The following is a 26579-nucleotide window of genomic DNA, read 5'->3' on the forward strand; positions in this document are numbered from 1 at the left end:
CATGCCTGCAAAGGGTCTGCCCGCAAACAACCAGTCGGCCAAGGGCCGCCGCCGCGCCCGGCTCGCCCGCACGCTCGCCGTCGCCGGCACCGGTGCCGCCGTGCTCGCGCTGCCGCTGCTCGGCGCGACCACCGCCTCGGCGGCCACCCCGACCGCGACGACCGCCGCCACGGTGTACCCCAACAACCTCGACGGCTGGATCCGCCAGTCCCTGTCGATCATGGCCCAGCACGGCATCCCCGGCACCTACGACGGCATCCACCGCAACGTGATGCGCGAGTCCTCCGGCAACCCGCTGGCCATCAACCTCTGGGACTCCAACGCCGCCAAGGGCACCCCGTCCAAGGGCCTGCTCCAGGTCATCGACCCGACCTTCGCCGCGTACCACGTGCCCGGCACCAAGTACGACCCGTACGACCCGGTCGCGAACATCGTGGCGGCCTGCAACTACGCGGCCGACCGCTACGGCTCCATCGACAACGTCTTCGGCGCGTACTGAGCCACGGGCTCCATCCGAGCGCGGCTCCCTGCCTGAGCCGCGCTCACCGTTTCACCAAAAAGTCGTTCGAGGACGGCGGCGATGCCGTCGTCCTCGTTCGACAGGGTGATCTCGTCGGCCACCGCCTTGAGTTCGGGATGAGCGTTGGCCATGGCCACGCCGTATCCGGCCCAGTCGAACATGGGGATGTCGTTGGGCATGTCCCCGAAGGCGAGGGTCCCCTCCGGGCGCAGCCCCAGATGCTCGGCGGCCAGCGCCAGCCCGGTCGCCTTGGTGATGCCGCACGGCTGCAGCTCGACCGTGCCCGGCCCCGACATGGTGACGGTCGCGAGCGAGCCGACCACCGAACGGGCCACCGCCGCCAACTCGTCGTCGGACAGCGTGGGATGGCGCAGCAGCACCTTGCTGATGGGCTCGCCCCACAGGTCGTCGCGCCGCCCGACCCGCACCGCGGGCAGGGTGGGGTGCGGCATCCGGTAGCCCGGCTCGATCAGGGTCAGCCCGTCGACCCCGTCCTGGTCGACCGCCGCGTACACCTGCCCCACCTCGGCCTCGATCTTGCCGAGCGCGTGCTCCGCCAGCTCCCGGTCCAGGGTCACCGACCACAGCAGCCGGTCGGCGCCGACGTCGTACAGCTGCGCTCCCTGCCCGCACACCGCCAGGCCCGTGCCGCCCAGATCCTCCAGCAGCGGGCGCACCCGTGGTGCCGGCCGTCCGGTCACCACCAGGTGCCGGGCGCCGGCCGCCGCCACCCGAGCGAGCGCGGCGCGCGACCGGTCGGAGACCGTGTCGTCGCCGCGCAGCAAGGTGCCGTCGAGGTCGGTGGCGATGAGGGAGTACGCGGTGCGCGCGGCATATGCGGTGGGTGCGGCCATGATCAGAGAATACGGACACCGCGCCCACCCCGCTCATCCTCAACTTCCTTTCCGCCGTCCGGTTTTCACCCCCACGTGGTGCCCGCGGGCTCCCGGGTCGCGGTGCCGAGCGACCGGGACGCGGATCTGCCGGCACTCCCAAACCGGGGATCACCGCCGTAACGTGTGGCGCGACCGCATGGACCGCGCGTACGAAAGTGAGGCAGCACCCCATGCCCCCCTTCGATGTCCCCGAGGGCGACCCCTTCGGTCCGCACAACCTTCCGTACGGCGTGTTCTCCCCCGCCGGTTCCGACCGGCGGACCGTCGGCGTCCGGCTCGGCGACCATGTGCTCGACGCCGGCGCGGCCGCCCTGGCGCTCGGTTCCCCGTACGCCTCGCTGCTCGACCGGCCGACGCTGGGCCCGCTGCTCGCGGCCGGCCGCACCGCCTGGTCGGACGTACGGCGCGCGCTCACCGCGTGGGTGACCGTGCCGTCCCACCGCGAGACCGTCGCCCCGCTGATGCACCCCCTGTCGTCGGTGACCCTCCATCTGCCCTTCGAGGTCGCCGACTACGTCGACTTCTACGCCTCGGAGAACCACGCCCGCAACGTCGGCCGGATGTTCCGCCCGGACGCCCCCGACTCCCTCACCCCGAACTGGAAGCACCTGCCGATCGGCTACCACGGCCGCGCCGGCACGGTCGTGGTCTCCGGCACCGACGTCGTCCGCCCGGCGGGCCAGCGCAAGGCGGCCGGCGACCCGGCGCCGGTGTTCGGCCCGTCCGTCCGGCTGGACATCGAGGCCGAGGTCGGCTTCGTGGTCGGGACGCCGTCACCGATGGGCAGCCCGGTGCCGCTGCGCGACTTCCGGGAACACGTCTTCGGGCTGTGCCTGCTCAACGACTGGTCGGCGCGGGACATCCAGGCCTGGGAGTACGTGCCCCTCGGGCCGTTCCTCGGCAAGTCCTTCGCCACCTCCGTCTCGGCGTGGATCACCCCGCTGGACGCGCTGGAGGACGCCCGGGTGGCGCCCCCGGAGCGCACCCACGAGCTGCTTCCCTACCTCGACGACGCCGACGAGGAGCCCGGCGGCTACGACCTGCGCATCTCCGTCGCCGTCAACGGCCACGTCGTCTCCGAGCCGCCCTTCTCCACCATGTACTGGACCGCGGCCCAGCAGCTCGCCCACATGACCGTGAACGGCGCCTCCCTGCGCACCGGCGACCTCTACGGCTCCGGTACGGTCAGCGGCCCCGAGCCCGCCCAGCGCGGCTCCCTGCTGGAACTGACCTGGAACGGCCGCGACCCGCTCGAACTGCCCGACGGCAAGCGCACCTTCCTGGAGGACGGCGACACGGTGACCCTGACGGCCTGGGCCCCGGGTCCGGGCGGCGCCCGGGTGGGTCTCGGCGAGGTGACGGGGACGATCGTGCCCGCGTGAACCGCCGTGCCGGGCACGGTGGTTGGGCCCTGGAGGGGTGTCTTCCGGTAACGCGTCGGTTCCGGCGCTGACTGCGGGCCCCGCCCGCCGTCATACTGGCGGCGGGCGGAGTGCGCGATGCCGGGTGCGGGATGCGGACGGCGCGCGCCCCTCGCCCGCACCGCACGACCCGAAGCCGCCCTCTCGACTCCAGGATCCGGAGCCCTTGGCATGACCGTCTGCCTGCTCCTGCTGAGCGTCCTCGGCCTGACGGCCGCCGTGCCGGTCCCCCGTGCGCTGACCCGCGCCGCCTGGCCCGAACGGGAGCCGGTGGTGGCGCTGTGGGTGTGGCAGTGCCTGGTCGCCACCGTCCTGCTGTGCTGTCTGACCGCGCTGACGCTCGGCGCGGCGGCGGTCTTCCAGACCGTCCGCGACCATGTCTTCGCCCCGGCCCCGCCGGCCGTCACCGCCGCGTACGACCTGTCCGCCGCGCCGCCCTGGGCCGCCGCGCTCACCCTGCTGCTGGCCTGCGGCGCCGCCTGGACCACCGCGATGCTCGCCCGCGAACTGGTCGAGGCCCGCCGCCGGCGCGGCCAGGCCCGCGCCCACCTGCGCGAGCGCGCCCCCGACCTGCCGGCCGGGCTGCCGGCCGCCCGTGGGCCGCTGCTGGTCCTGGAGGACGAATACCCGGACGCCTGGTGGCTGCCGGGCCACCCGCCGCAGCTGGTCGTCACCACCGGCGCCCTGCACCGCCTCACCGACCACCAGCTCGACGCCGTCCTGACCCATGAGCGCGGCCACGCCCGGGCCCACCACGACTGGCTGCTGCACCTCTCCACCGCACTGGCCACCGGCTTCCCCCGCATCCCGCTGTTCGCGCACTTCTGCGACCAGACCCACCGTCTGGTCGAACTGGCCGCCGACGACACCGCCTCCCGCCGCTGCGGTCACCTCACCACCGCGCTCGCCCTGATCGAGCTGAACCAGCACCGGGGCGTGCTGTCCTGTGCCTCCAGCCACCGGCTGCTCGGCGAGCGCGTCGACCGGCTGCTGGAACCGCCGCCCCGGCTGGGCCGCCGCCACCGGGCGCTGACCACGACGGTGGCGGCGCTGGTGCCGCTGCTGCCGCTGCTGATCACCTTCGCGCCGGGGTTGACGGCGCTGGGCTGAGCGACGCGCGCGGGGTGCGGCCAGGGGGCGAGTGGCGCGCGCGGCGTGTGGCCAGGGGACGAGTGGCGCGCGGGGCGCGGCCAAGGGACAGGTGGCCGTGGCTCGGCGGCTACGCCCAGTCGGGCTCCGGCTCCGGCTCCGCCTCCAGCTCGGGCCAGTCGTCCGGGCCGAAGGGGTCGGCGTCGCTCCCGGCATCGCCCCCGGCGTCGGCTCCCGTACCGGCGGACGGAGCCGGTGCCGCGCCGGGCGGGCCGCCCAGCCCGGCGAGCACCGCCAGGACACCCTCCCCGTACGTCGCCAGCTTCTTCTCGCCGACTCCGCTGATCCCGCCGAGCTCCCGCACCGAGGTGGGCCACACCGTGGCGATCTCCCGGAGTGTCGCGTCGTGGAAGATCACATACGCCGGGACGCCCTGTTCGCGTGCCTGTTCGGCCCGCCAGGCGCGCAGCGCCTCGAAGGCCGGCGCCAGCTCCTCGGGCAGCTCGGCGGCGGCCGCTCTGGGCTTGCGCTCGCCCCGCGAGGAGGACGCCGACTTCGCCGCCGCAGGCTTCTTCGGCTCCTTGCGCAGCGGCACCTCCCGCTCCCGCCGCAGCACCGCCCCGCTGGCCTCGGTCAGCACCAGCGTGCCGTACTCCCCCTCGACCGCGAGCAGCCCCTGGGCCAGCAACTGCCGGATGACGCCCCGCCATTCGCCCTCGGTCAGCTCCTCGCCGATGCCGAACACGGACAGCTGGTCGTGGTCGAACTGGATCACCTTGCCGGTCCGCTTGCCCAGCAGGATGTCGACGATCTGCACCGCGCCGAACTTCTGCCCCCGCTCCCGCTGCAGCCGCACCACCGTCGACAGCACCTTCTGCGCGGCGACCGTGCCGTCCCAGGTCTCCGGCGGCGTCAGGCAGGTGTCGCAGTTGCCGCAGCCCGCGGGGTCCGGCTCCTGGCCGAAGTAGGCGAGGAGCTGGCCGCGCCGGCACTGGGCGGTCTCGCACAGCGCGAGCATCGAGTCCAGGTGCGCCTGCGCCCGCCGTCGGAAGGCCTCGTCGCCCTCGCCGGACTGGATCAGCTTGCGCTGCTGGATGACGTCGTTGAGGCCGTACGCCATCCACGCCGTGGACGGCAGTCCGTCGCGGCCGGCGCGGCCCGTCTCCTGGTAGTACCCCTCCACCGACTTGGGCAGGTCCAGGTGGGCGACGAACCGTACGTCCGGCTTGTCGATGCCCATGCCGAAGGCGATGGTCGCGACCACGACCAGGCCGTCCTCCCGCAGGAAGCGGGACTGGTGGGCGGCGCGGGTGCCCGCGTCCAGGCCCGCGTGGTACGGCACCGCCTCGATGCCGTTGCGGGAGAGGAACTCGGCGGTCTTCTCGACCGAGTTGCGCGAGAGGCAGTACACGATGCCCGCGTCGCCCGCGTGCTCCTCGCGCAGGAAGCTCAGCAGCTGCTTCTTGGGGTCGGCCTTCGGCACGATCCGGTACTGGATGTTCGGCCGGTCGAAGCTCGCCACGAAGTGCCGGGCCGTCGGCATGTTCAGCCGCTGGGTGATCTCCTGGTGCGTGGCACGCGTGGCGGTCGCCGTGAGCGCGATCCGGGGGACGTCCGGCCAGCGCTCGCCGAGCAGCGAGAGGGTCAGGTAGTCGGGGCGGAAGTCGTGGCCCCACTGGGAGACGCAGTGGGCCTCGTCGATCGCGAAGACGGAGATCTTGCCGCGGGAGAGCAGGTCCAGCGTGGCGTCCAGCCGGAGCCGCTCCGGCGCCAGGTAGAGCAGGTCCAGCTCGCCGGCCAGGAACTCGGCCTCGACGACGCGCCGCTCGTCGAAGTCCTGCGTGGAGTTGACGAACCCGGCCCGCACGCCGAGCGCCCGCAGCGCGTCCACCTGGTCCTGCATCAGCGCGATGAGCGGGGAGACGACGACGCCCGTGCCGGGTCTGACCAGGGCCGGGATCTGGTAGCACAGCGACTTGCCGCCGCCGGTCGGCATGAGCACCACGGCGTCCCCGCCGGCCACCACATGCTCGATGACGGATTCCTGCTCGCCGCGGAAGGCCTCGTATCCGAAGACCCTGTGCAGCGCGGCCAGCGCCTCACTCTGCGTCACTGCCATCTCGGCGATACCGCCCGTCCCGCCCATCGTCGTGCCCCCCGTACGTCGTCCCTCGACCACTGCTTCCACGATAGGGGGCCGCACCGACAGCCCCGGGAGTTATCCACAGGCTCCCGCTCGCACGGAGGCCCGGCATCCCGCGGGGGATGCCGGGCCTCGGCCGTATGTGCGAGCGGAGCGTCAGCGCACGAACACGCCCGCCTGACCCGCCAGATCCAGGAAGTACTGCGGCGCCACACCGAGCGCCAGCGTCACCGCCACGCCCGCCGTGATCGCCGTGATCGTCAGCGGTGACGGCACGGCGACGGTCGGGCCCTCCGGCTTGGGCTCGCTGAAGAACATCAGCACGATCACGCGGATGTAGAAGAAGGCCGCGATCGCCGACGAGATCACACCGATGACGACCAGCGGTGCCGCGCCGCCCTCCGCCGCCGCCTTGAACACGGCGAACTTGCCCGCGAAGCCGGAGGTCAGCGGAATGCCCGCGAAGGCCAGCAGGAACACCGCGAACACGGCCGCGACCAGGGGCGACCTGCGGCCCAGCCCGGCCCACTTCGACAGGTGCGTCGCCTCGCCGCCCGCGTCCCTCACCAGGGTGACGACCGCGAAGGCGCCGATCGTCACGAAGGAGTAGGCACCGAGGTAGAAGAGGACCGAGGAGACACCGTCCGGCGTGGTCGCGATGACACCCGCGAGGATGAATCCCGCGTGCGCGATCGACGAGTACGCCAGCAGCCGCTTGATGTCGGTCTGGGTGATCGCGACGATCGCGCCGCCCAGCATGGTGACGATCGCCACGCCCCACATGACCGGCCGCCAGTCCCAGCGCAGGCCGGGCAGGACGACGTAGAGGATGCGCAGCAGCGCGCCGAACGCGGCCACCTTCGTCGCCGCCGCCATGAAGCCCGTCACCGGGGTCGGCGCGCCCTGGTAGACGTCCGGCGTCCACATGTGGAACGGCACCGCGCCCACCTTGAACAGCAGGCCCATCACGATCAGCGCGGCACCGACCAGCAGCAGCGCGTCGTTGCCCATGGTGTTCGCGAGGGCGGGGGTCACGTCGGTGATCGTGCCGTCGACGACCTGCGCGATCGTGCCGTACGACATCGAGCCGGCGTAGCCGTACAGCAGCGCGATGCCGAACAGGGTGAACGCGGAGGCGAACGCTCCGAGCAGGAAGTACTTCACCGCGGCCTCCTGCGACATCAGCCGCTTGCGGCGGGCCAGCGCGCACATCAGGTACAGCGGCAGCGAGAAGACCTCCAGGGCCACGAACAGCGTCAGCAGGTCGTTGGCCGCCGGGAAGAGCAGCATGCCGCTGACCGCGAAGAGCAGCAGCGGGAACACCTCGGTGGTGGTGAACCCGGCCTTCACCGCGGCCTTCTCGCTGTCGCTGCCCGGCACGGAGGCGGCCTGCGCGGCGAAGGAGTCCACCGGCTTGCCGTGCGCCGCCGGGTCCAGGCGCCGCTCGGCGAAGGTGAAGAGGCTGACCAGCGCGGCCAGCAGAATGGTGCCCTGCAGGAACAGGGCCGGACCGTCGACCGCGATCGCGCCCATGGCCGCGATCCGCGCCTTGGTCGTGCCGTATCCGTCGGCGGCGAGCGCGACGACCGCGGCGAAGGCGGCGGCGAGGCCGACGACGGAGACGAACATCTGCGCGTAGTACCGGGACTTGCGCGGGACGAACGCCTCGACGAGCACCCCGGCGATCGCCGCGCCGATGACGATCAGCAGGGGCGCCAGCTGCCCGTACTCGATCTTCGGTGCGTCGATCTTCGAGATCGGTTCGGCCGCGGTGGCCGCCGTTGTCCACAGGCTGTGGACGGCTGATGCGCTCACTTGGCCGCCTCCACCTCGGGCTGGGGGTCCTTCTTCTGTACGTCCGACATGGTCTGCTCGACCGCCGGGTTGACGATGTCCGTGACCGGCTTCGGGTAGACCCCGAGCACGATCAGCAGCGCGACGAGCGGGGCGACGACCACCAGCTCACGCACCCTGAGGTCGGGCATCTTGGAGACCTCCGGCCTCACCGGGCCCGTCATCGTCCGCTGGTAGAGGACGAGGGTGTAGAGCGCGGCGAGCACGATGCCGAAGGTGGCGATGATGCCGATCACCGGATAGCGCGCGAAGGTGCCGACCAGGACCAGGAACTCGCTGACGAACGGGGCGAGTCCGGGCAGCGACAGGGTCGCGAGGCCGCCGATCAGGAAGGTGCCGGCGAGCACCGGGGCGACCTTCTGCACCCCGCCGTAGTCGGCGATGAGCCGCGAGCCGCGCCGGGAGATCAGGAACCCGGCCACCAGCATCAGCGCGGCCGTCGAGATCCCGTGGTTGACCATGTAGAGGGTCGCGCCGGACTGGCCCTGGCTGGTCATCGCGAAGATGCCCATGATGATGAAGCCGAAGTGCGAGATCGACGCGTACGCGATCAGGCGCTTCATGTCGCGCTGGCCGACCGCGAGCAGCGCGCCGTACACGATGCTGATGAGCGCCAGCACGAGGATGGCCGGCGTCGCCCATTTGCTGGCCTCCGGGAACAGCTGGAGGCAGAAGCGGAGCATCGCGAAGGTGCCCACCTTGTCCACGACCGCGGTGATCAGCACCGCGACCGGCGCGGTGGACTCCTGCATGGCGTTGGGCAGCCAGGTGTGCAGCGGCCACAGTGGGGCCTTCACCGCGAAGGCGAAGAAGAACCCGAGGAACAGCCAGCGTTCGGTGCTGGTGGCCATCTCCAGCTCGCCGCTCGCGCGGGCCTGCGCGATCTCCGTGAGCGAGAAGTTCCCGGCGACCACGTACAGCCCGATCACCGCGGCCAGCATGATCAGCCCGCCGACCAGGTTGTAGAGCAGGAACTTCACGGCCGCGTACGACCGTTGCGTGGACGCCGCCGCCTCGCCGTGCTCGTGGGCACGGTCCCCGAAGCCGCCGATGAGGAAGTACATCGGGATGAGCATGGCTTCGAAGAAGATGTAGAAGAGGAAGACGTCGGTGGCCTCGAAGGAGAGGATCACCATCGCCTCGACGGCCAGGATCAGGGCGAAGAAGCCCTGCGTCGGCCGCCACCGCTTGCTCCCGGTCTCCAGCGGGTCGGCGTCGTGCCAGCCCGCGAGGATGATGAACGGGATCAGCAGGGCGGTCAGCGCGATCAGGGCGACCGCGATGCCGTCCACGCCCAGTTCGTAGCGGACTCCGAAGTCCGCGATCCAGGAGTGCGATTCGGTGAGCTGGTAGCGGTCGCCGTCCGGGTCGAAGCGGACCACCACGGCGATCGCCAGCGCGAGGGTGGCGAGCGAGACGAGCAGCGCCAGCCACTTGGCGGCGGTGCGCCGCGCGGCCGGGACGGCGGCCGTGGCGACCGCCCCGAGGGCCGGGAGCACCGCCGTCGCTGTCAGCAGGGGAAAGGACATCGGTATCAGACCGCCCTCATCAGCAGGGTCGCGGCGATCAGGATCGCCGCACCGCCGAACATCGAGACCGCGTACGACCGCGCGAAGCCGTTCTGCAGCCGGCGCAGCCGTCCGGAGAGGCCGCCGACCGAGGCCGCCGTGCCGTTGACGACTCCGTCGACCAGGGTGTGGTCGACGTACACCAGGGACCGGGTCAGGTGCTCGCCGCCGCGGACCAGGACGACGTGGTTGAAGTCGTCCTGGAGCAGGTCGCGGCGGGCGGCCCGGGTGAGCAGGGACCCGCGCGGGGCGACGGCCGGGACCGGGCGGCGGCCGTACTGCGCCCAGGCGATGGCGACGCCGATGACCATGCACGCCACGGTCGCCGCGGTGACCGTTCCGGCGCTGATCGGCGGGTGGCCGTGTTCGTGCCCGGTGACGGGCTCCAGCCAGTGGATGAAGCGGTCGCCGATGCTGAAGAACGCGCCGCCCGCCACCGATCCGACGGCCAGCAGGATCATCGGGATCGTCATGACCTTGGGCGACTCGTGCGGGTGCGGCATCTCGCCGGGGTGCACCTCGATGCCGGGCTCGACGCTGGGCGCCTTGTCTGGGTCGGGCGCCGGCTGCCACCGCTCCTCGCCGAAGAACGTCATCAGCATCACGCGCGTCATGTAGAACGCCGTGATGGCCGCGCCGAGCAGGGCGCAGCCGCCGAGGATCCAGCCCTCGGTGCCGCCCTTGGCGAACGCCGCCTCGATGATCTTGTCCTTGGAGAAGAAGCCGGACAGGCCCGGGAAGCCGATGATCGCGAGGTAGCCGAGGCCGAAGGTGACGAAGGTGACCGGCATGTACTTGCGCAGGCCGCCGTACTTGCGCATGTCGACCTCGTCGTTCATGCCGTGCATGACGGAACCGGCGCCGAGGAACAGGCCGGCCTTGAAGAAGCCGTGCGTCACCAGGTGCATGATCGCGAAGACGTAGCCAATCGGGCCGAGGCCCGCGGCCAGGATCATGTAGCCGATCTGCGACATGGTCGAGCCGGCCAGCGCCTTCTTGATGTCGTCCTTCGCGCAACCGACGATCGCACCGAAGAGGAGCGTGACCGCGCCGACGATGGTGACGACCAACTGTGCGTCGGGCGCCGCGTTGAAGATGGCGCCGGAGCGGACGATCAGATAGACGCCCGCGGTCACCATGGTCGCGGCGTGGATGAGGGCGGAGACCGGGGTCGGGCCCTCCATCGCGTCGCCGAGCCAGGACTGGAGCGGCACCTGGGCCGACTTGCCGCAGGCGGCGAGCAGCAGCATCAGGCCGATCGCGGTGAGCATGCCCTCGGAGGTGTCCCCCACGCTGTCGAGCACCGGACCGAAGGCGAAGGTGCCGAACGTGGTGAACATCAGCATGATCGCGATCGACAGGCCCATGTCGCCGACCCGGTTGACCAGGAAGGCCTTCTTCGCGGCCGTCGCGGCGCTGGGCTTGTGCTGCCAGAAGCCGATCAGCAGGTAGGAGGCGAGACCGACGCCCTCCCAGCCGACGTACAGCAGCAGGTAGTTGTCGGCCAGGACGAGCAGCAGCATCGCCGCGAGGAACAGGTTCAGGTAGCCGAAGAAGCGGCGGCGCCGCTCGTCGTGCTCCATGTACCCGACCGAGTAGAGGTGGATCAGCGAGCCGACACCGGTGATCAGCAGGACGAACGTCATGGACAGCTGGTCGAGGCGGAAGGCGACGTCCGCCTGGAAGCCCTCGACCGGGATCCAGCTGAACAGGTGCGAGGTGAGGGTGCGGTGCTCGGCGTCCTTGCCCAGCAGGTCCGCGAAGAGGACCGCGCCGAGGGCGAAGGAGACGAACGCCAGCACCGTGCCGATCCAGTGGCCGACGGCGTCCAGCCGCCGGCCGCCGCACAGCAGGACGGCCGCTCCGAGCAGGGGCGCCGCGATCAGCAGCGCAATCAGGTTCTCCACTTCAGCGACCCCTTAGAGCTTCATCAGACTGGCGTCGTCGACCGAGGCCGAGTGGCGGGCACGGAACAGCGACACGATGATCGCGAGCCCGACCACGACCTCCGCGGCGGCGACGACCATCGTGAAGAAGGCGATGATCTGTCCGTCGAGGTTGCCGTGCATCCGGGAGAACGCGACGAAGGCGAGGTTGCAGGCGTTGAGCATCAGCTCCACGCACATGAACAGCACGATCGCGTTCCGCCGGATCAGCACGCCGGTGGCGCCGATCGCGAACAACAGAGCCGCGAGATACAGGTAGTTGACCGGGTTCACTTCGACGCCTCCTCGGTCCGCTTGAAGGTCGCCGGCTCGATCCCGGTCCGCTCCAGGCGCTCCTCCGCGCGCTGTTCCAGCGCCCGCAGGTCGTTGAGCGCCTCCGCCGAGACGTCCCTGATCTGGCCGCGCTCGCGCAACGTCTTGTTGACGGTGAGCTCCGACGGGGTGCCGTCGGGCAGCAGACCCGCGATGTCCACGGCGTTGTGCCGGGCGTAGACACCCGGCGCGGGCAGCGGCGGGAGGTGCTTGCCCTCGCGGACGCGCTGCTCAGCCAGCTCCCGCTGGGTCCTGGCGCGCTCGGTGCGCTCGCGGTGGGTGAGCACCATGGCGCCGACGGCGGCCGTGATCAGCAGGGCGCCGGTGAGTTCGAAGGCGAAGACGTACTTGGTGAAGATCAGGGCCGCCAGGCCCTCGACGTTGCCGCCCGCGTTGGCCGTTCCGAGGCCGTTGAATTCCTGCAGCGAGGCGTTGCCGATGCCGCCGATCAGCAGGATGCCGAAGCCGAGGCCGCACAGCAGGGCCAGCCAGCGCTGGCCCTTGATGGTCTCCTTCAGGGAGTCCGCCGCGGTGACACCGACGAGCATCACCACGAACAGGAACAGCATCATGATCGCGCCGGTGTAGACGACGATCTGCACGATGCCCAGGAAGTAGGCGCCGTTGGCGAGGTAGAACACCGCCAGGACGATCATCGTGCCGGCCAGGCAGAGCGCGCTGTGCACGGCCTTCTTCATGAAGACGGTGCACAGGGCGCCGATCACCGCGACCGTGCCGAGGATCCAGAACTGGACGGCCTCTCCGGTGGAGGTGGAGTAGGCGGCGAGCTGCTCGGTCATCGCCCGATCACCTTCTCCGACGCCGGTTCCGTCCCTCCGAAGGTGGAGTCGGCCTCCTGGACGACCTCGCCCTTGGAGTGGGCGACCTGGCGCTCGGTGCCGGGCGCGGCCTCCGTCACCAGGCCCCGGTAGTAGTCCTGCTCGTCCATCCCCGGGTAGATGGCGTGCGGGGTGTCGACCATGCCCTCTTCGAGGCCGGCCAGCAGCTGTTCCTTGGTGTAGATCAGGTTGGCGCGGCTGGAGTCGGCCAGGTCGAAGTCGTTGGTCATGGTCAGCGCGCGGGTGGGGCACGCCTCGATGCACAGGCCGCACAGGATGCAGCGGGCGTAGTTGATCTGGTACACCCTCCCGTACCGCTCGCCCGGGCTGTAGCGCTCCTCGTCGGTGTTGTCCGCGCCCTCCACATAGATGGCGTCGGCGGGGCAGGCCCAGGCGCACAGCTCGCAGCCGACGCACTTCTCCAGACCGTCCGGATGGCGGTTGAGCTGGTGCCGTCCGTGGAAGCGCGGAGCGGTGGTCTTCTTCTGCTCCGGGTACTGCTCGGTGAGCCGCTTCTTGAACATGGCCTTGAAGGTCACGCCGAAGCCGGCCACGGGGTTCTGGAAACCGGGCGACGTGTGCCCGGCCTCCTTCGGCTCCTCAGCCATCGGACGCCTCCTTTCCATCCAGAGATCCGTCACTCTGAGTATCGGGGCCACCACTGACAATCAGCTCCCGCTCGCGGCGCGAGCGGCGCCGCGGCACCGGCGGCAGTTCCTGTCCCGGCAGCGGCGGCACGGGGAACCCGCCCGCCATCGGGTCGAAGGCGGGGGCGGCCTTGGCGGGTGCCTCGGCCGGCCTGACGCGGTCGCGGAAGAAGTCCGCGACGAAGGAGAGCAGCAGCAGGGCGAGGACGCCGCCGCCCACGTACAGGGCGATGTCGGCGAAGTCGTAGTTCTCGTTCCGCAGCGTCCGCACGGTGGCGACGAGCATCAGCCAGACCACGGAGACCGGGATGAGGACCTTCCAGCCGAGCTTCATCAGCTGGTCGTAGCGGACCCGTGGGAGCGTGCCGCGCAGCCAGATGAAGAAGAACAGCAGCAGCTGCACCTTGACGACGAACCAGAGCATCGGCCACCAGCCGTGGTTCGCGCCCTCCCAGAAGGTGCTGACCGGCCACGGGGCCCGCCAGCCGCCGAGGAAGAGCGTCACGGACACGGCCGAGACCGTCACCATGTTCACGTACTCGGCGAGCATGAACATCGCGAACTTGATCGACGAGTACTCGGTGTTGAAGCCGCCGACCAGGTCGCCCTCGGACTCCGGCATGTCGAAGGGGGCACGGTTGGTCTCGCCGACCATCGTGACGATGTAGATGATGAAGGAGACCGGCAGCAGGATGATGTACCAGCGGTCCTGCTGGGCCTCGACGATCGCCGAGGTCGACATCGACCCGGAGTAGAGGAACACCGAGGCGAACGCGGCGCCCATGGCGATCTCGTACGAGATCATCTGCGCGCAGGAGCGCAGTCCGCCGAGGAGCGGATACGTCGATCCGGAACTCCAGCCCGCCAGCACGATGCCGTAGATGCCGACCGAGGCGACCGCGAGGATGTAGAGCATCGCGATGGGCAGGTCGGTCAGCTGCATCGTGGTCCGCTGGCCGAAGATCGAGATCTCGTTGCCGGCCGGGCCGAAGGGGATCACCGCGATCGCCATGAACGCCGGGATGGCCGCGACGATCGGCGCGAGGACGTAGACCACCTTGTCCGCGCGCTTGACGACGATGTCCTCCTTGAGCATCAGCTTGATGCCGTCGGCGAGCGACTGGAGCATGCCCCAGGGGCCGTGCCGGTTGGGCCCGATGCGCAGCTGCATCCAGGCGACGACCTTGCGCTCCCAGACGATGGAGAACAGCACGGTCACCATCAGGAAGGCGAAGCAGAAGACCGCCTTGATGACGACCAGCCACCAGGGGTCGTGGCCGAACATCGAGAGGTCTTCAGCGGCGAGGTACGGGCTCATGCCTCCACCTCCTGGGGGGCGTCGGCGGTCATCGTCGCCGGGCCGATGCGGACGAGGGAGCCGGGCAGCGCCCCGGTGTCGGAGGCGACGCCGCCGCCGGTGGAGTTCAGCGGCAGCCACACCACGCGGTCGGGCATCTCGGTGATCTCCAGCGGCAGTTCGACGGTTCCGGCGGGGCCGGTCACCGCGAGCGCGTCGCCGTTCTCGACGCCGGCCTCGGCGGCCGTGGCGGCCGACAGGCGCGCGTGTGCGGCGTGCCGGGTACCGGCCAGGGCCTCGTCGCCCTCCTGGAGGACGCCCTGGTCGAGCAGCAGCCGGTGCCCGGCGAGCACCGCCTCCCCGGCGGCGGGCCGGGGCAGGGGGGCCGCGGTCTCCAGCGGCTCGGTGGCCCGCGGGCCGTCCCAGGCGCCGAGCCGGTCCAGTTCCGCGCGGACCGTGCGCAGATCGGGCAGGCCCAGGTGGACGTCCATGGCGTCGGCGAGCATCTGGAGCACGCGCGCGTCGGTGGGCGCGAGGCGCCGGATCATCTGGTCGGGTTTGAGCGCGGCCTCGAAGAACCGCACCCGGCCCTCCCAGTTGAGGAAGGTGCCCGCCTTCTCGGCGACCGCGGCGACCGGCAGGACGACGTCCGCGTGCCGGGTCACCTCGCTGGGCCGCAGTTCGAGCGAGACCAGGAAGCCGACCTCGGCGAGCGCCTCACGCGCGCGTGCCGGATCCGGCAGGTCCGCGACCTCCACGCCCGCGACGACCAGCGCGCCCAGCTCTCCGATGGCGGCCGCCTCCACGATCTGGCCGGTGTCGCGGCCGTAGCGGTGCGGGAGTTCGGCGACGCCCCAGGCGGCGGCGACCTCCTCCCGCGCGCGCGGGTCGGTGGCCGGACGCCCGCCCGGCAGCAGCGACGGCAGCGCACCGGCCTCGACGGCCCCGCGCTCCCCCGCCCGCCGCGGGATCCACGCCAGCCGCGCGCCGGTCGCCGAGGCGGCCCGTACGGCGGCGGTGAGGCCTCCGGCGACTCCGGCGAGCCGCTCGCCGACGACGATCACCGCGCCCTCGGTGCGCAGCGCCTCGGCGGCCCGGGCACCGTCGCCCTCCAGGCCGACGCCGCTCGCGAGCGCGTCCAGCCACTCGGTCTCGGTGCCGGGCGCGGCCGGCAGCAGCGTGCCGCCCGCCTTCTCCAGGCCCCGGGTGGCGTGGGTGGCCAGCGAGAACACCTTCTGGCCGTGCTTGCGCCAGGCCTTGCGCAGCCGCAGGAAGACGCCGGGCGCCTCCTCCTCGGACTCGAACCCGGCCAGCAGCACCGCCGGGGCCTTCTCCAGGGAGGTGTACGTGACGCCCGTACCGTCCAGGTCGCGGCCGCGGCCCGCGACCCGCGCGGCGAGGAAGTCGGCCTCCTCGCCGCTGTGCACGCGCGCGCGGAAGTCGATGTCGTTGGTGTCGAGCGCCACGCGCGCGAACTTGCTGTACGCGTACGCGTCCTCGACGGTGAGCCGGCCGCCGGTCAGCACTCCGGTCCGGCCGCGCGCGGCCAGCAGCCCCTGCGCCGCCGCCTCCAGGGCCTCCGGCCAGGACGCGGGCTCGAGGACACCGTCGGCGTTGCGAACCAGCGGCGTCTCCAGGCGGTCGCGCTGCTGGGCGTAGCGGAACGCGAAGCGCCCCTTGTCGCAGATCCACTCCTCGTTGACCTCGGGGTCCGGTGCGGCCAGCCGCCGCATGACCTTGCCGCGCCGGTGGTCGGTGCGGGTGGCGCAACCGCCGGCGCAGTGCTCGCACACGGAGTGCGAGGAGACCAGGTCGAAGGGGCGGGAGCGGAACCGGTACGCCGCCGAGGTGAGCGCGCCGACCGGGCAGATCTGGATGGTGTTGCCGGAGAAGTACGACTCGAAGGGGTCGCCCTCGCCGGTGCCGACCTGCTGGAGGGCGCCCCGCTCGATCAGCTCGATCATCGGGTCGCCCGCCACCTGGTTGGAGAACCGGGTGCAGCGCGCGCACAGCACGCACCGCTCACGGTCGAGCAGCACCTGTGTGGAGATCGGCACCGGCTTCTCGTACGTCCGCTTCTTGCCCTCGAAACGGGAGTCGGCCTGCCCGTGCGACATGGCCTGGTTCTGCAGCGGGCACTCGCCGCCCTTGTCGCAGACCGGGCAGTCCAGCGGGTGGTTGATGAGCAGCAGCTCCATCACACCGTACTGGGCCTTCTCGGCGACCGGCGAGGTCAGCTGGGTCTTCACCACCATGCCGTCGGTGCAGGTGATGGTGCAGGACGCCATCGGCTTGCGCTGGCCCTCGACCTCGACGATGCACTGGCGGCAGGCGCCGGCCGGGTCGAGGAGGGGATGGTCGCAGAACCGCGGGATCTCGATGCCGAGCTGCTCGGCGGCGCGGATGACCAGGGTGCCCTTGGGCACGCTGATCTCGACGCCGTCGATGGTCAGCGTCACGAGCTCTTCCGGCGGGACCGCCGCCTCTCCCCCGTCGGTGGGAGCGCTGGTGGTCACGGTCATGCGTTCACCTCCGTGCGGTGATCGGCCCAGGCCGTCGACTTGGCCGGGTCGAAGGGGCAGCCGCGGCCCGTGATGTGCTGCTCGTACTCCTCGCGGAAGTACTTCAGCGAGGAGAAGATCGGCGAGGCGGCACCGTCACCGAGGGCGCAGAAGGACTTGCCGTTGATGTTGTCGGCGATGTCGGCCAGCTTGTCGAGGTCGCTCATCGCGCCCTTGCCGGCCTCGATGTCCCGCAGCAACTGCACCAGCCAGTAGGTGCCTTCGCGGCACGGGGTGCACTTGCCGCAGGACTCGTGGGCGTAGAACTCGGTCCAGCGGGTGACGGCGCGGACGACGCAGGTCGTCTCGTCGAAGCACTGCAGGGCCTTGGTGCCGAGCATGGAACCGGCGGCGCCGACGCCTTCGTAGTCGAGCGGGACGTCGAGGTGCTCGTCGGTGAACATCGGCGTCGAGGAGCCGCCGGGCGTCCAGAACTTCAGCCGGTGCCCGGGCCGCATCCCGCCGCTCATGTCGAGCAGCTGGCGCAGGGTGATGCCGAGCGGGGCCTCGTACTGGCCGGGGTTCGCCACGTGGCCGCTGAGCGAGTAGAGCGTGAAGCCCGGGGACTTCTCGCTGCCCATCGACCTGAACCAGTCCTTGCCGTTTTTCAGGATGGCGGGAACCGACGCGATCGACTCGACGTTGTTCACGACAGTCGGGCACGCGTAGAGGCCCGCGACGGCAGGGAAGGGGGGACGCAGCCGCGGTTGACCACGGCGGCCTTCGAGCGAGTCGAGGAGCGCGGTCTCCTCACCGCAGATGTACGCGCCGGCGCCGGCGTGCACGGTGAGTTCGAGGTCGAGTCCGCTGCCCAGGATGTTCTCGCCGAGGTAGCCCGCCGCGTAGGCCTCGCGCACGGCCTCGTGCAACCGCCGCAGAACGGGGACGACTTCACCACGCAGATAGATGAAGGCATGCGACGACCTGATGGCATAGCACGCGATGACGATGCCCTCGATGAGGCTGTGCGGGTTCGCGAACAGGAGCGGGATGTCCTTGCACGTCCCGGGCTCCGATTCGTCGGCGTTGACAACTAGATAGTGCGGTTTTCCATCACCCTGGGGAATGAACTGCCACTTCATCCCCGTCGGGAATCCCGCGCCGCCGCGCCCGCGCAGACCGGAGTCCTTGACGTACGCGATCACGTCGTCCGGCGTCATGGCGAGCGCCTTGCGGAGTCCCTCGTACCCCTCGTGCCTTCGGTAGACGTCCAGAGTCCAGGCCCGGTCCTCGTCCCAGAAGGCCGACAGCACAGGTGCGAGCAGCTTCTCGGGGCTGGTGTCCTTCAGTTCGGGTACCACGGTCATCACTCCCCCTCCTCGGCAACAGGCCCGCTGGGGTTGGCGGGGTCGGAGGCCGATGTGGACTGCGGCGCGTCGTGGGAGCTCAGGTGCTCCGTCGGCGACGGCTCGTGCGGGGGCTCGTCGCGGGGCGCCTCACCGCGCGGATGGACCACGCGCGCCGGTGCGGCCTCTCCCTTGGCCAGGCGGAGGCCCACCAGCGACGCCGGTCCCGCACTGCCGCTTGCCTCGACGGCCCCTGGCCGCTCGTCGGGGAAGCCGGCCAGGATCCGCGCGGTCTCCTTGAAGGTGCACAGCGGCGCCCCGCGCGTGGGCGTGACCGGCCGGCCCGCGCGCAGGTCGTCGACAAGGTGCCGGGCGCTGTCCGGGGTCTGGTTGTCGAAGAACTCCCAGTTGACCATCACGACCGGCGCGTAGTCGCAGGCCGCGTTGCACTCGATGTGCTCCAGGGTGACCTTGCCGTCGTCGGTGGTCTCGCCGTTTCCGACACCGAGGTGCTCCTGGAGCGCCTCGAAGATCGCGTCGCCGCCCATCACCGCGCACATGGTGTTGGTGCAGACGCCCACCTGGTAGTCGCCGGAGGGCTTGCGCCGGTACATGGTGTAGAAGGTGGCGACCGCGGTGACCTCGGCCGTCGTCAGGCCGAGCATCTCCGCGCAGAACCGCATCCCGGTGCGCGTGACATGGCCCTCCTCCGACTGCACCAGGTGCAGCAGCGGCAGGAGGGCGGACCGGGAGTCCGGGTAGCGGGCGATGATCTCCCGCGCATCCCGTTCGAGCCGGGCTCGAACGTCGTCCGGGTAGTCGGGCGCGGGCAGCTCGGGCATGCCCAGGCTGACGCCTCGCTCCGAAGAAGAGGTGGTCACCGGTCGACGCCTCCCATCACGGGGTCGATGGACGCGACGGCGACGATGACGTCGGCGATCATGCCGCCCTCGCACATCGCCGCCATGGCCTGCAGGTTGGTGAAGGACGGGTCGCGGAAGTGGACCCGGTAGGGACGGGTGCCGCCGTCGGAGACGACGTGCACTCCCAGCTCGCCCTTGGGCGACTCGACGGCCGCGTAGGCCTGTCCCGGCGGGACGCGGAAGCCCTCGGTGACCAGCTTGAAGTGGTGGATCAGGGCCTCCATGGAGGTGCCCATGATCTTCTTGATGTGGTCGAGGGAGTTGCCGAGACCGTCCGGGCCGAGCGCGAGCTGGGCGGGCCAGGCGATCTTCTTGTCGGCGACCATGACCGGGCCGGGCTGGAGCCGGTCCAGGCACTGCTCGACGATCCTGAGCGACTGGCGCATCTCCTCCAGGCGGATCAGGAAGCGGCCGTAGGCGTCGCAGCTGTCGGTGGTCGGGACGTCGAAGTCGTACGTCTCGTAGTCGCAGTACGGCTGCGCCTTGCGCAGGTCGTGCGGCAGGCCGGTGGAGCGCAGGATCGGGCCGGTGGCACCGAGGGCCATGCAGCCAGCCAGGTCGAGGTAGCCGATGTCCTGCATGCGGGCCTTGAAGATGGGGTTCCCGGTGGCGAGCTTGTCGTACTCCGGGAGGTTTTTCTTCATCTTCTTCACGAACTCGCGGATCTGGTCCACCGCGCCGGGCGGCAGGTCCTGGGCGAGTCCGCCGGGGCGGATGTACGCGTGGTTCATCCGCAGGCCCGTGATGAGCTCGTAGATGTCGAGAATCATTTCACGATCACGGAATCCGTAGATCATGATCGTGGTAGCGCCCAGCTCCATCCCGCCGGTGGCGATGCAGACCAGGTGGGAGGACATCCGGTTCAGCTCCATCAGGAGCACTCGGATGATCTTGGCGCGCTCGGTGATCTGGTCCTCGATGCCGAGGAGTTTCTCGACGGCGAGACAGTAGGCGGTCTCGTTGAAGAAGGACGTCAGGTAGTCCATGCGCGTCACGAACGTGGTGCCCTGCGTCCAGGTCCGGTACTCGAGGTTCTTCTCGATGCCGGTGTGGAGATAGCCGATGCCGCAGCGGGCCTCGGTGACCGTCTCGCCCTCGATCTCCAGGATCAGGCGGAGCACTCCGTGGGTGGAGGGGTGCTGCGGGCCCATGTTGACGACGATGCGCTCGTCGTCCGCGCGGGCCGCGGACTGGACGACCTCGTCCCAGTCGCCGCCGGTGACCGTGTAGACGGTGCCCTCGGTGGTCTCGCGCGGAGTTGCGTGCTGTGTGCTCATGAGTACGACCTCCGCTGGTCCGGAGCCGGGATCTGGGCGCCCTTGTACTCGACGGGGATGCCGCCGAGGGGGTAGTCCTTGCGCTGCGGATGGCCCTGCCAGTCGTCCGGCATCATGATCCGCGTCAGGGCCGGGTGACCGTCGAAGACGATGCCGAAGAAGTCGTACGTCTCGCGCTCGTGCCAGTCGTTCGTCGGATAGACGGAGACCAGCGACGGGATGTGCGGGTCGCTGTCGGGAGCGCTGACTTCGAGGCGGATCAGCCGGTTGTGGGTGATCGAGCGCAGGTGGTAGACGGCGTGCAGCTCGCGGCCCTTGTCGTTCGGGTAGTGGACGCCGCTGACGCCGGTGCACAGCTCGAAGCGCAGGGCCGGGTCGTCGCGCAGGGTGCGGGCGACGCGGACCAGGTGCTCGCGCTCGATGTGGAAGGTCAGCTCGTCACGATCGACGACCGTCTTCTCGATGGCGTTCTCGGGGAGCAGGCCCTGTTCCTCCAGCGCGCCCTCGAGTTCGTCGGCGACCTCGTCGAACCAGCCTCCGTAGGGGCGGCTCGCCGGTCCCGGGAGCCGGACCGAGCGGACCAGGCCGCCGTAGCCGGAGGTGTCGCCGCCGTTCTCGGCGCCGAACATGCCGCGCTGGACGCGGATCTCCTCGCCGCCCTGGCCGCGCTGGCCGGGGAGGTTGGAGGCGGAGAGGTCCTTCTCGGGGTTCACCCCGTTCGCCCCGTTCGCCCCGTGGGTGCCGTTCGCGTCGCTCACCGCAGCAGCCCCTTCATCTCGATCGTCGGCAGGGCCTTGAGCGCCGCTTCCTCCGCCTCGCGGGCCGCTTCCTCCGCGTTCACCCCGAGCTTGGAGCTCTGGATCTTCTGGTGGAGCTTGAGGATGGCGTCCATCAGCATCTCGGGCCGCGGCGGGCAGCCGGGCAGATAGATGTCGACGGGGACGACGTGGTCGACGCCCTGGACGATCGCGTAGTTGTTGAACATGCCGCCCGAGGAGGCGCAGACCCCCATGGAGATCACCCACTTGGGGTTCGGCATCTGGTCGTAGACCTGCCGCAGCACCGGCGCCATCTTCTGGCTGACCCGCCCGGCGACGATCATCAGATCGGCCTGGCGCGGGGAGCCGCGGAAGACCTCCATGCCGAAGCGCGCCAGGTCGTAGCGCCCGGCGCCCGTGGTCATCATCTCGATGGCACAGCAGGCGAGGCCGAAGGTGGCGGGGAAGACCGACGCCTTGCGCACCCACCCGGCGGCCTGCTCGACGGTGGTCAGCAGGAAGCCGCTCGGCAGCTTTTCTTCGAGTCCCATGACTAAAGGCCCCTCAGTCCCATTCCAGGCCGCCGCGCCGCCAGACGTAGGCGTAGGCGACGAAGACGGTGAGCACGAAGAGCAGCATCTCCACGAGCCCGAAAACCCCGAGGGCGTCGAAGGTGACGGCCCAGGGGTAGAGGAAGACGATCTCGATGTCGAAGACGATGAAGAGCATCGCCGTCAGGTAGTACTTGATGGGGAAGCGCCCGCCGCCGGCCGGCGTGGGGGTCGGCTCGATACCGCACTCGTAGGCCTCGAGCTTGGCGCGGTTGTACCGCTTCGGACCGATCAGCGTGGCCATGACCACGGAGAAGATCGCAAAGCCTGCCCCGAGGGCTCCCAGTACGAGGATGGGCGCATACGCGTTCACCGCTCCTCGCTCCTCTCAGTCGGCACTGACTGCTGGCGGTTGTGCATCGGGCTCACATCCGCCCCACCAGTCCCACGAACCCCGTTGGTCCCGGCGAAGATCGAGAACATGTGAAGCAGGTCACAAGCCCAACTGCCTCGCATCTTATGCCCGCCGCTCTGTGATCTGCGACACGGGGTATTCCACAAGCTTTGTGATCTCCACCACCTGACGAAGGATCATGAAGTCGTATGAGCGGTGATCTTCGTACGCGAAGCGTCAGACTGATCACCTCTGGTGACATTTTCGCTCGTCGGCGCAGCTCGCGAGGGGCGTCTCAATATCAAGAGACTTCCCGCGCATGCAAATTGGCGCTGGACTGGATCTCTTGATAGAGGGCGCCGTTCACACCTCGGAAGGAGACACGGGGCGAGGTGTGGACGCGTGCACGCGTTCACGAGCTCGCCGGCCGCCGATCCGCACGCGAGACGCACCCCCAGCGGTAACCGTTCCGTGACCTCCGCCACATTCATGAGAGGGTCCTGAGAAGCGGGCTTGGCCAACCACCCCAACCAGTGGTAGGCGGCGGGCAATTCGGGCGTAACAGCGAAAGCCCATGATCACAGGCTTGAGAGGGTGGGTCCGCAATGTCCGTTACGGCGTCAATAAGGAGTGTGACGCCGGGGTTTCAGAGGCCGGATTGAACAACTGTGGCGCAGACCACGTTTCTTGAAGGTATGAAGGAGCCCCTGATACCGGTTGTTCTCATGTCCCACACCGCTCACATACGCAGCCACCGGAAGCCCCGCCGCAGCGCGTCGAAGATCGCGATGCGGGCCGGAGTTGCCGGTGGCATCCTCAGCACCGTGGCAGTGGCCGGTGCCTCGGGGTCGGCGAACGCCGCCGAACCGGTGACGCAGACCATCGAACTGCCCACCCTGACGGACGACCTGGCCGCCCAGGTCGCCGAGTCCGCGGACGCCACGGAGCTGGCCGCCGCGAACTACGAGCTGCAGGCCGAGCGTGACGCGGCCGCCGCCAAGGCCGCCAAGGAGGCCAAGGCCGACCTCGCCGTGGCGAAGAAGAAGGCCGAGGCCAAGAAGAAGGCCGAGGAGGCCGCGCGCCGGGCCGCCGCCGAGCGCGCCGCGCGGGACGCCGAGCGCGCCACGCTCTCCGCGTCCGCCGACGTCTCCGCCGACGCCTCCGCCCCGTCCGTCTCCGCGCCCGCCAGCGGCAGCGTCGCGACGGTCATCTCCTTCCTCAAGGCCCAGCTGGGCGACGCCTACGTCATGGGCGCCACCGGCCCGAACGCCTGGGACTGCTCCAGCCTCGTCCAGGCCGCCTTCCGCCAGGTCGGTGTGGACCTGCCGCGCGTGTCGCAGGACCAGTCGATGGTGGGCACCGACATCCCGCTGTCCCAGATCCAGGTCGGCGACATCCTCTACTGGGGCGGCAAGGGCTCCGCGTACCACGTGGGTGTGTACATCGGGAACGGCCAGTACCTGGACGCCGCGAACCCCTCCAAGGGCGTCGTCATCCAGGACCTCTCCGGCTACCCGGCGTCGGGCGCGGTCCGCGTCCTGTAGTCCGGCTCCCTCGCCGTACGGAAGGGCCGCAGCCGCTCGGGGGCAGCGGCCCTTCCGGCACGCACGGTCGCGCCATGCACGGGTCCCGCCAATTCGGTTGAGCCCGGCACAGTCATGGCCTAGCGTGCCTCGCGTGATGAACCCCGAGTCCGACAGAGCGGAGCCGCCGGTCGCCCGGCGGCGGTCCGCGGGCTGAACAAGCCCCTCTCCTTCTTCGTCGACCCCGCCTCCGGCGGCCGGACACGCGCTCCGCGTGTGTGGGCCGTGGTCCCAGCGCGCGGATGCCCCTGCCCGCACGCTCACGCTGGAGTCGACTCCTTGCCTGTGTTCATCCATGTCCTGGGCCTCGCCGTCTTCGCCCAGGGAACCTCCGAGTTCATGTTGTCCGGTCTCGTCCCGGGCATCGCCCGTGACCTGTCCGTGCCGGTGGCCGCCGCCGCGAGCCTGACGTCCGCGTACGCGGTCGGGATGGTGGTCGGCGCGCCGGTGATGGCCGCCTGGAGCGCGCGCTGGCCCCGCCGCCGGGCGCTGGCGGGGTTCCTCGCGGCCTTCGTCGCCGTACATGTCGTCGGCGCCGTCACGGAGGACTTCGCGGTGCTGTTCGGCACCCGGATCGTCGCCGCGGTCGTCAACGCCGGTTTCCTCGCGGTCGCGATGTCCGTCGCGCGTTCCCTCGTCGTCCCGGAGAAGCAGGGCCGGGCGACCGCCGTTCTGCTGTCCGGGGTCACGCTCGCGTGTGTCGCCGGGGTGCCCGCGGGGGCGCTGCTCGGGGAGCGGGCCGGCTGGCGCGCGGTCTTCTGGGCGGTGGCCGCGCTGTGTCTGCCCGCGCTGGCGCTGGTGTTCCGTTCGGCGCCCGCCGGCGCGGCCGGCCACGCCGAGGTCTCCGTCCGCCGGGAGATTCGGGTGCTGGCGGAACGCCCTGTGCGGTCGGCGCTGGCGCTCGCCGCCGTCGTCAACGGGGCGACCTTCGCGACCTTCGCCTACCTGGCCGTCATCGCCACGGACGTCGCGCGGTTGCCCGACGTCGCGGTGCCCGGGCTGCTGGCGGCGTTCGGGGCGGGTGCCTTCCTGGGGGTGACCGCGGCCGGCCGCCGGGGCGACGGCCGACTTGTCCGTCGCGCCCTGGTCGCGCTGCCGGCCGGCTGGGCGCTGCTGGCCGTGGCCGGCGGCGCCGCCGTGCCGCTGTTCCTCCTGGCCGCCGTCCAGGGCGCGTTGTCCTTCGGGGTGGGCTCGGCGCTGGTGAACCGGGTGCTGCGGGTGGCCTCCGACGCGCCCGCGCTGGGCGGCTCGTTCGCCACCGTCGCGCTGAACGTGGGCGCGTTCGCCGGACCCCTGCTGGCCGGGGCGGCCACCGCGGCGACGGGCGAGCAGCGCGCCGCCGCCTGGGTCAGCGCCGCCCTCGCCGCGGTCGGTGTCGCGATCACCGCCACGGGGCGGCGCGGCAGGGTCAGGCCTTCGGCGCCACCCTCGACAGCCCGTTGATGATGCGGTCCATCGCGTCGCCGCCCGTCGGGTCCGTGAGGTTGGCGAGCAGCTTCAGGGTGAACTTCATCAGCATCGGGTGGGTGAGCCCGCGCTGGGCCGCGATCTTCATGACCTTCGGGTTGCCGATGAGCTTCACGAAGGCGCGGCCGAGGGTGTAGTAGCCGCCGTAGGTGTCCTTGAGCACGCGCGGGTAGCGCTGGAGCGCGATCTCCCGCTGGGCCGGCGTGGCCCGCGCGTGCGCCTGGACGATGACGTCGGCGGCGATCTGCCCGGACTCCATGGCGTAGGCGATGCCCTCGCCGTTGAACGGGTTCACCAGACCGCCGGCGTCGCCGACCAGCAGCAGGCCGCGCGTGTAGTGCGGCTGGCGGTTGAAGGCCATGGGGAGGGCGGCGCCGCGGATGGGGCCGGTCATGTTCTCGGGGGTGTAGCCCCAGTCCTCGGGCATGGACGCGCACCACGCCTTGAGGACTTCCCGCCAGTCCAGCTCCTTGAAGGAGTCGGAGGTGTTGAGCACGCCCAGGCCGACGTTCGACGTGCCGTCGCCCATGCCGAAGATCCAGCCGTAGCCGGGCAGGAGCCGGTCCTCGCCGGGGCCGCGCCGGTCCCACAGCTCCAGCCAGGACTCCAGGTAGTCGTCGTCGTGGCGGGGGCTCTCGAAGTACGTCCGGACCGCGACGCCCATCGGCCGGTCCTCACGGCGGTGCAGGCCCATCGCCAGGGACAGCCGGGTGGAGTTGCCGTCGGCGGCGACCACCAGCGGCGCGTGGAAGGTGACTTCGCGCTTCTCCTCGCCGAGCTTGGCGGTGACGCCGGTGATCCGGCCGGTGCGGTCGTCGATGACCGGCCCGCTGACGTTGCAGCGCTCGTACAGCCGCGCGCCCGCCTTCTGCGCCTGCCGGGCCAGCTGCTCGTCGAAGTCGTCGCGCTTGCGGACCAGGCCGTAGTCGGGGAAGGAGGCGAGATCCGGCCAGTCCAGCTGGAGCCGGACGCCGCCGCCGATGATCCGCAGGCCCTTGTTGCGCAGCCAGCCGGCCTCTTCCGAGATGTCGATGCCCATCGCGACGAGCTGCTTGACCGCGCGCGGGGTGAGCCCGTCGCCGCACACCTTCTCGCGCGGGAACTCGGTCTTCTCCAGCAGCAGGACGTCGAGCCCCGCCTTGGCGAGGTGGTACGCGGTCGTGGAGCCGGCCGGCCCCGCGCCTACGACGATCACGTCGGCGGTGTTGTCGGAGAGGAGGGGCTCGGTCACGGCGGGATCTCCCCAA

Annotated in this window: 22 protein-coding genes; 5 read left to right on the plus strand and 17 right to left on the minus strand. The window is 70.7% G+C overall.

The window, feature by feature from the left end:
* Window position 1 precedes the first annotated feature (1 nt).
* Complete coding sequence (locus tag ACZ42A_RS09890; RefSeq protein ID WP_468526639.1) at window positions 2-499, plus strand: transglycosylase SLT domain-containing protein; 498 nt, start codon at window positions 2-4, stop codon at window positions 497-499.
* Here the strand turns inward: ACZ42A_RS09890 and ACZ42A_RS09895 are convergent.
* Complete coding sequence (locus ACZ42A_RS09895; RefSeq protein WP_468526640.1) at window positions 463-1374, minus strand: HAD family hydrolase; 912 nt, start codon at window positions 1372-1374, stop codon at window positions 463-465. The genes ACZ42A_RS09890 and ACZ42A_RS09895 overlap by 37 nt on opposite strands.
* 212 nt (window positions 1375-1586) lie before the next feature.
* Here ACZ42A_RS09895 and fahA point away from each other — a divergent pair, with 212 nt between their 5' ends.
* Complete coding sequence (gene fahA, locus ACZ42A_RS09900) at window positions 1587-2798, plus strand: fumarylacetoacetase (protein WP_468526641.1); 1212 nt, start codon at window positions 1587-1589, stop codon at window positions 2796-2798.
* A gap of 210 nt (window positions 2799-3008) precedes the next feature.
* Entirely contained in the window at window positions 3009-3947 is a 939-nt protein-coding gene (locus tag ACZ42A_RS09905; protein WP_468526642.1) for a M56 family metallopeptidase, read from the plus strand.
* 109 nt (window positions 3948-4056) lie between these two features.
* On the opposite strand, the gene recQ is transcribed toward ACZ42A_RS09905, so the two are convergent.
* From recQ to ACZ42A_RS09980, 15 genes are all read right to left on the minus strand, one after another.
* A complete protein-coding gene (gene recQ, locus ACZ42A_RS09910; RefSeq protein WP_468526782.1) occupies window positions 4057-6072 on the minus strand; it encodes a DNA helicase RecQ in 2016 nt (671 codons plus the stop codon).
* 153 nt (window positions 6073-6225) lie between these two features.
* Window positions 6226-7884 (minus strand): NADH-quinone oxidoreductase subunit NuoN, encoded by a 1659-nt coding sequence (gene nuoN / locus ACZ42A_RS09915; RefSeq protein WP_468526643.1) that lies wholly within the window; start codon window positions 7882-7884, stop codon window positions 6226-6228.
* The gene (locus ACZ42A_RS09920; protein WP_468526644.1) at window positions 7881-9452 is read right to left on the minus strand and encodes an NADH-quinone oxidoreductase subunit M; all 1572 of its coding nucleotides are present in this window, start codon (window positions 9450-9452) and stop codon (window positions 7881-7883) included. Before ACZ42A_RS09920 ends, nuoN begins: the two co-directional genes overlap by 4 nt.
* Window positions 9453-9457: 5 nt before the next feature.
* Window positions 9458-11398, minus strand: coding sequence for an NADH-quinone oxidoreductase subunit L (nuoL, locus tag ACZ42A_RS09925; RefSeq protein WP_468526645.1), 1941 nt, complete (start codon window positions 11396-11398; stop codon window positions 9458-9460).
* 12 nt (window positions 11399-11410) lie between these two features.
* Entirely contained in the window at window positions 11411-11710 is a 300-nt protein-coding gene (gene nuoK / locus ACZ42A_RS09930) for an NADH-quinone oxidoreductase subunit NuoK (RefSeq protein ID WP_043503202.1), read from the minus strand.
* A complete protein-coding gene (locus ACZ42A_RS09935; RefSeq protein WP_468526646.1) occupies window positions 11707-12549 on the minus strand; it encodes an NADH-quinone oxidoreductase subunit J in 843 nt (280 codons plus the stop codon). Before ACZ42A_RS09935 ends, nuoK begins: the two co-directional genes overlap by 4 nt.
* On the minus strand, window positions 12546-13196 hold the full coding sequence (gene nuoI / locus ACZ42A_RS09940; RefSeq protein ID WP_468526647.1) for an NADH-quinone oxidoreductase subunit NuoI: 651 nt from the start codon (window positions 13194-13196) through the stop codon (window positions 12546-12548). The genes ACZ42A_RS09935 and nuoI overlap by 4 nt, the downstream gene beginning before the upstream one ends.
* Window positions 13189-14553, minus strand: a complete 1365-nt coding sequence (gene nuoH / locus ACZ42A_RS09945; protein WP_468526648.1) for an NADH-quinone oxidoreductase subunit NuoH — start codon at window positions 14551-14553, stop codon at window positions 13189-13191. Before nuoH ends, nuoI begins: the two co-directional genes overlap by 8 nt.
* Window positions 14550-17054 carry an NADH-quinone oxidoreductase subunit G gene (locus ACZ42A_RS09950; protein ID WP_468526649.1) on the minus strand — a complete coding sequence of 835 codons (2505 nt, stop codon included), beginning with the start codon at window positions 17052-17054 and terminating at the stop codon, window positions 14550-14552. Before ACZ42A_RS09950 ends, nuoH begins: the two co-directional genes overlap by 4 nt.
* Window positions 17051-18400 carry an NADH-quinone oxidoreductase subunit NuoF gene (gene nuoF, locus ACZ42A_RS09955; protein WP_468526650.1) on the minus strand — a complete coding sequence of 450 codons (1350 nt, stop codon included), beginning with the start codon at window positions 18398-18400 and terminating at the stop codon, window positions 17051-17053. The genes ACZ42A_RS09950 and nuoF overlap by 4 nt, the downstream gene beginning before the upstream one ends.
* Window positions 18400-19260 carry an NADH-quinone oxidoreductase subunit NuoE gene (gene nuoE, locus ACZ42A_RS09960; protein WP_468526651.1) on the minus strand — a complete coding sequence of 287 codons (861 nt, stop codon included), beginning with the start codon at window positions 19258-19260 and terminating at the stop codon, window positions 18400-18402. Before nuoE ends, nuoF begins: the two co-directional genes overlap by 1 nt.
* The gene (locus ACZ42A_RS09965) at window positions 19257-20579 is read right to left on the minus strand and encodes an NADH-quinone oxidoreductase subunit D (protein ID WP_468526652.1); all 1323 of its coding nucleotides are present in this window, start codon (window positions 20577-20579) and stop codon (window positions 19257-19259) included. The genes nuoE and ACZ42A_RS09965 overlap by 4 nt, the downstream gene beginning before the upstream one ends.
* Window positions 20576-21337 carry an NADH-quinone oxidoreductase subunit C gene (locus tag ACZ42A_RS09970; RefSeq protein ID WP_468526653.1) on the minus strand — a complete coding sequence of 254 codons (762 nt, stop codon included), beginning with the start codon at window positions 21335-21337 and terminating at the stop codon, window positions 20576-20578. The genes ACZ42A_RS09965 and ACZ42A_RS09970 overlap by 4 nt, the downstream gene beginning before the upstream one ends.
* Window positions 21334-21888, minus strand: coding sequence for a NuoB/complex I 20 kDa subunit family protein (locus ACZ42A_RS09975; protein ID WP_030174336.1), 555 nt, complete (start codon window positions 21886-21888; stop codon window positions 21334-21336). Before ACZ42A_RS09975 ends, ACZ42A_RS09970 begins: the two co-directional genes overlap by 4 nt.
* A gap of 13 nt (window positions 21889-21901) precedes the next feature.
* The gene (locus ACZ42A_RS09980) at window positions 21902-22261 is read right to left on the minus strand and encodes an NADH-quinone oxidoreductase subunit A (RefSeq protein ID WP_007383963.1); all 360 of its coding nucleotides are present in this window, start codon (window positions 22259-22261) and stop codon (window positions 21902-21904) included.
* Window positions 22262-22977: 716 nt separating this feature from the next.
* On the opposite strand from ACZ42A_RS09980, the gene ACZ42A_RS09985 reads away from it, so the two are divergent.
* Together ACZ42A_RS09985 and ACZ42A_RS09990 are read left to right on the plus strand one after the other, a co-directional pair.
* Complete coding sequence (locus ACZ42A_RS09985) at window positions 22978-23826, plus strand: C40 family peptidase (protein WP_468526654.1); 849 nt, start codon at window positions 22978-22980, stop codon at window positions 23824-23826.
* Between the two features lie 318 nt (window positions 23827-24144).
* Window positions 24145-25308: a Cmx/CmrA family chloramphenicol efflux MFS transporter gene (locus tag ACZ42A_RS09990; protein ID WP_468526655.1), complete on the plus strand. Its 1164-nt coding sequence runs from the start codon at window positions 24145-24147 to the stop codon at window positions 25306-25308.
* On the opposite strand, the gene ACZ42A_RS09995 is transcribed toward ACZ42A_RS09990, so the two are convergent.
* Window positions 25274-26563, minus strand: coding sequence for a geranylgeranyl reductase family protein (locus ACZ42A_RS09995; RefSeq protein ID WP_468526656.1), 1290 nt, complete (start codon window positions 26561-26563; stop codon window positions 25274-25276). The genes ACZ42A_RS09990 and ACZ42A_RS09995 overlap by 35 nt on opposite strands.
* Window positions 26564-26579: the final 16 nt, after the last annotated feature.

This window comes from Streptomyces sp. NPDC030838 (genome assembly GCF_055572035.1).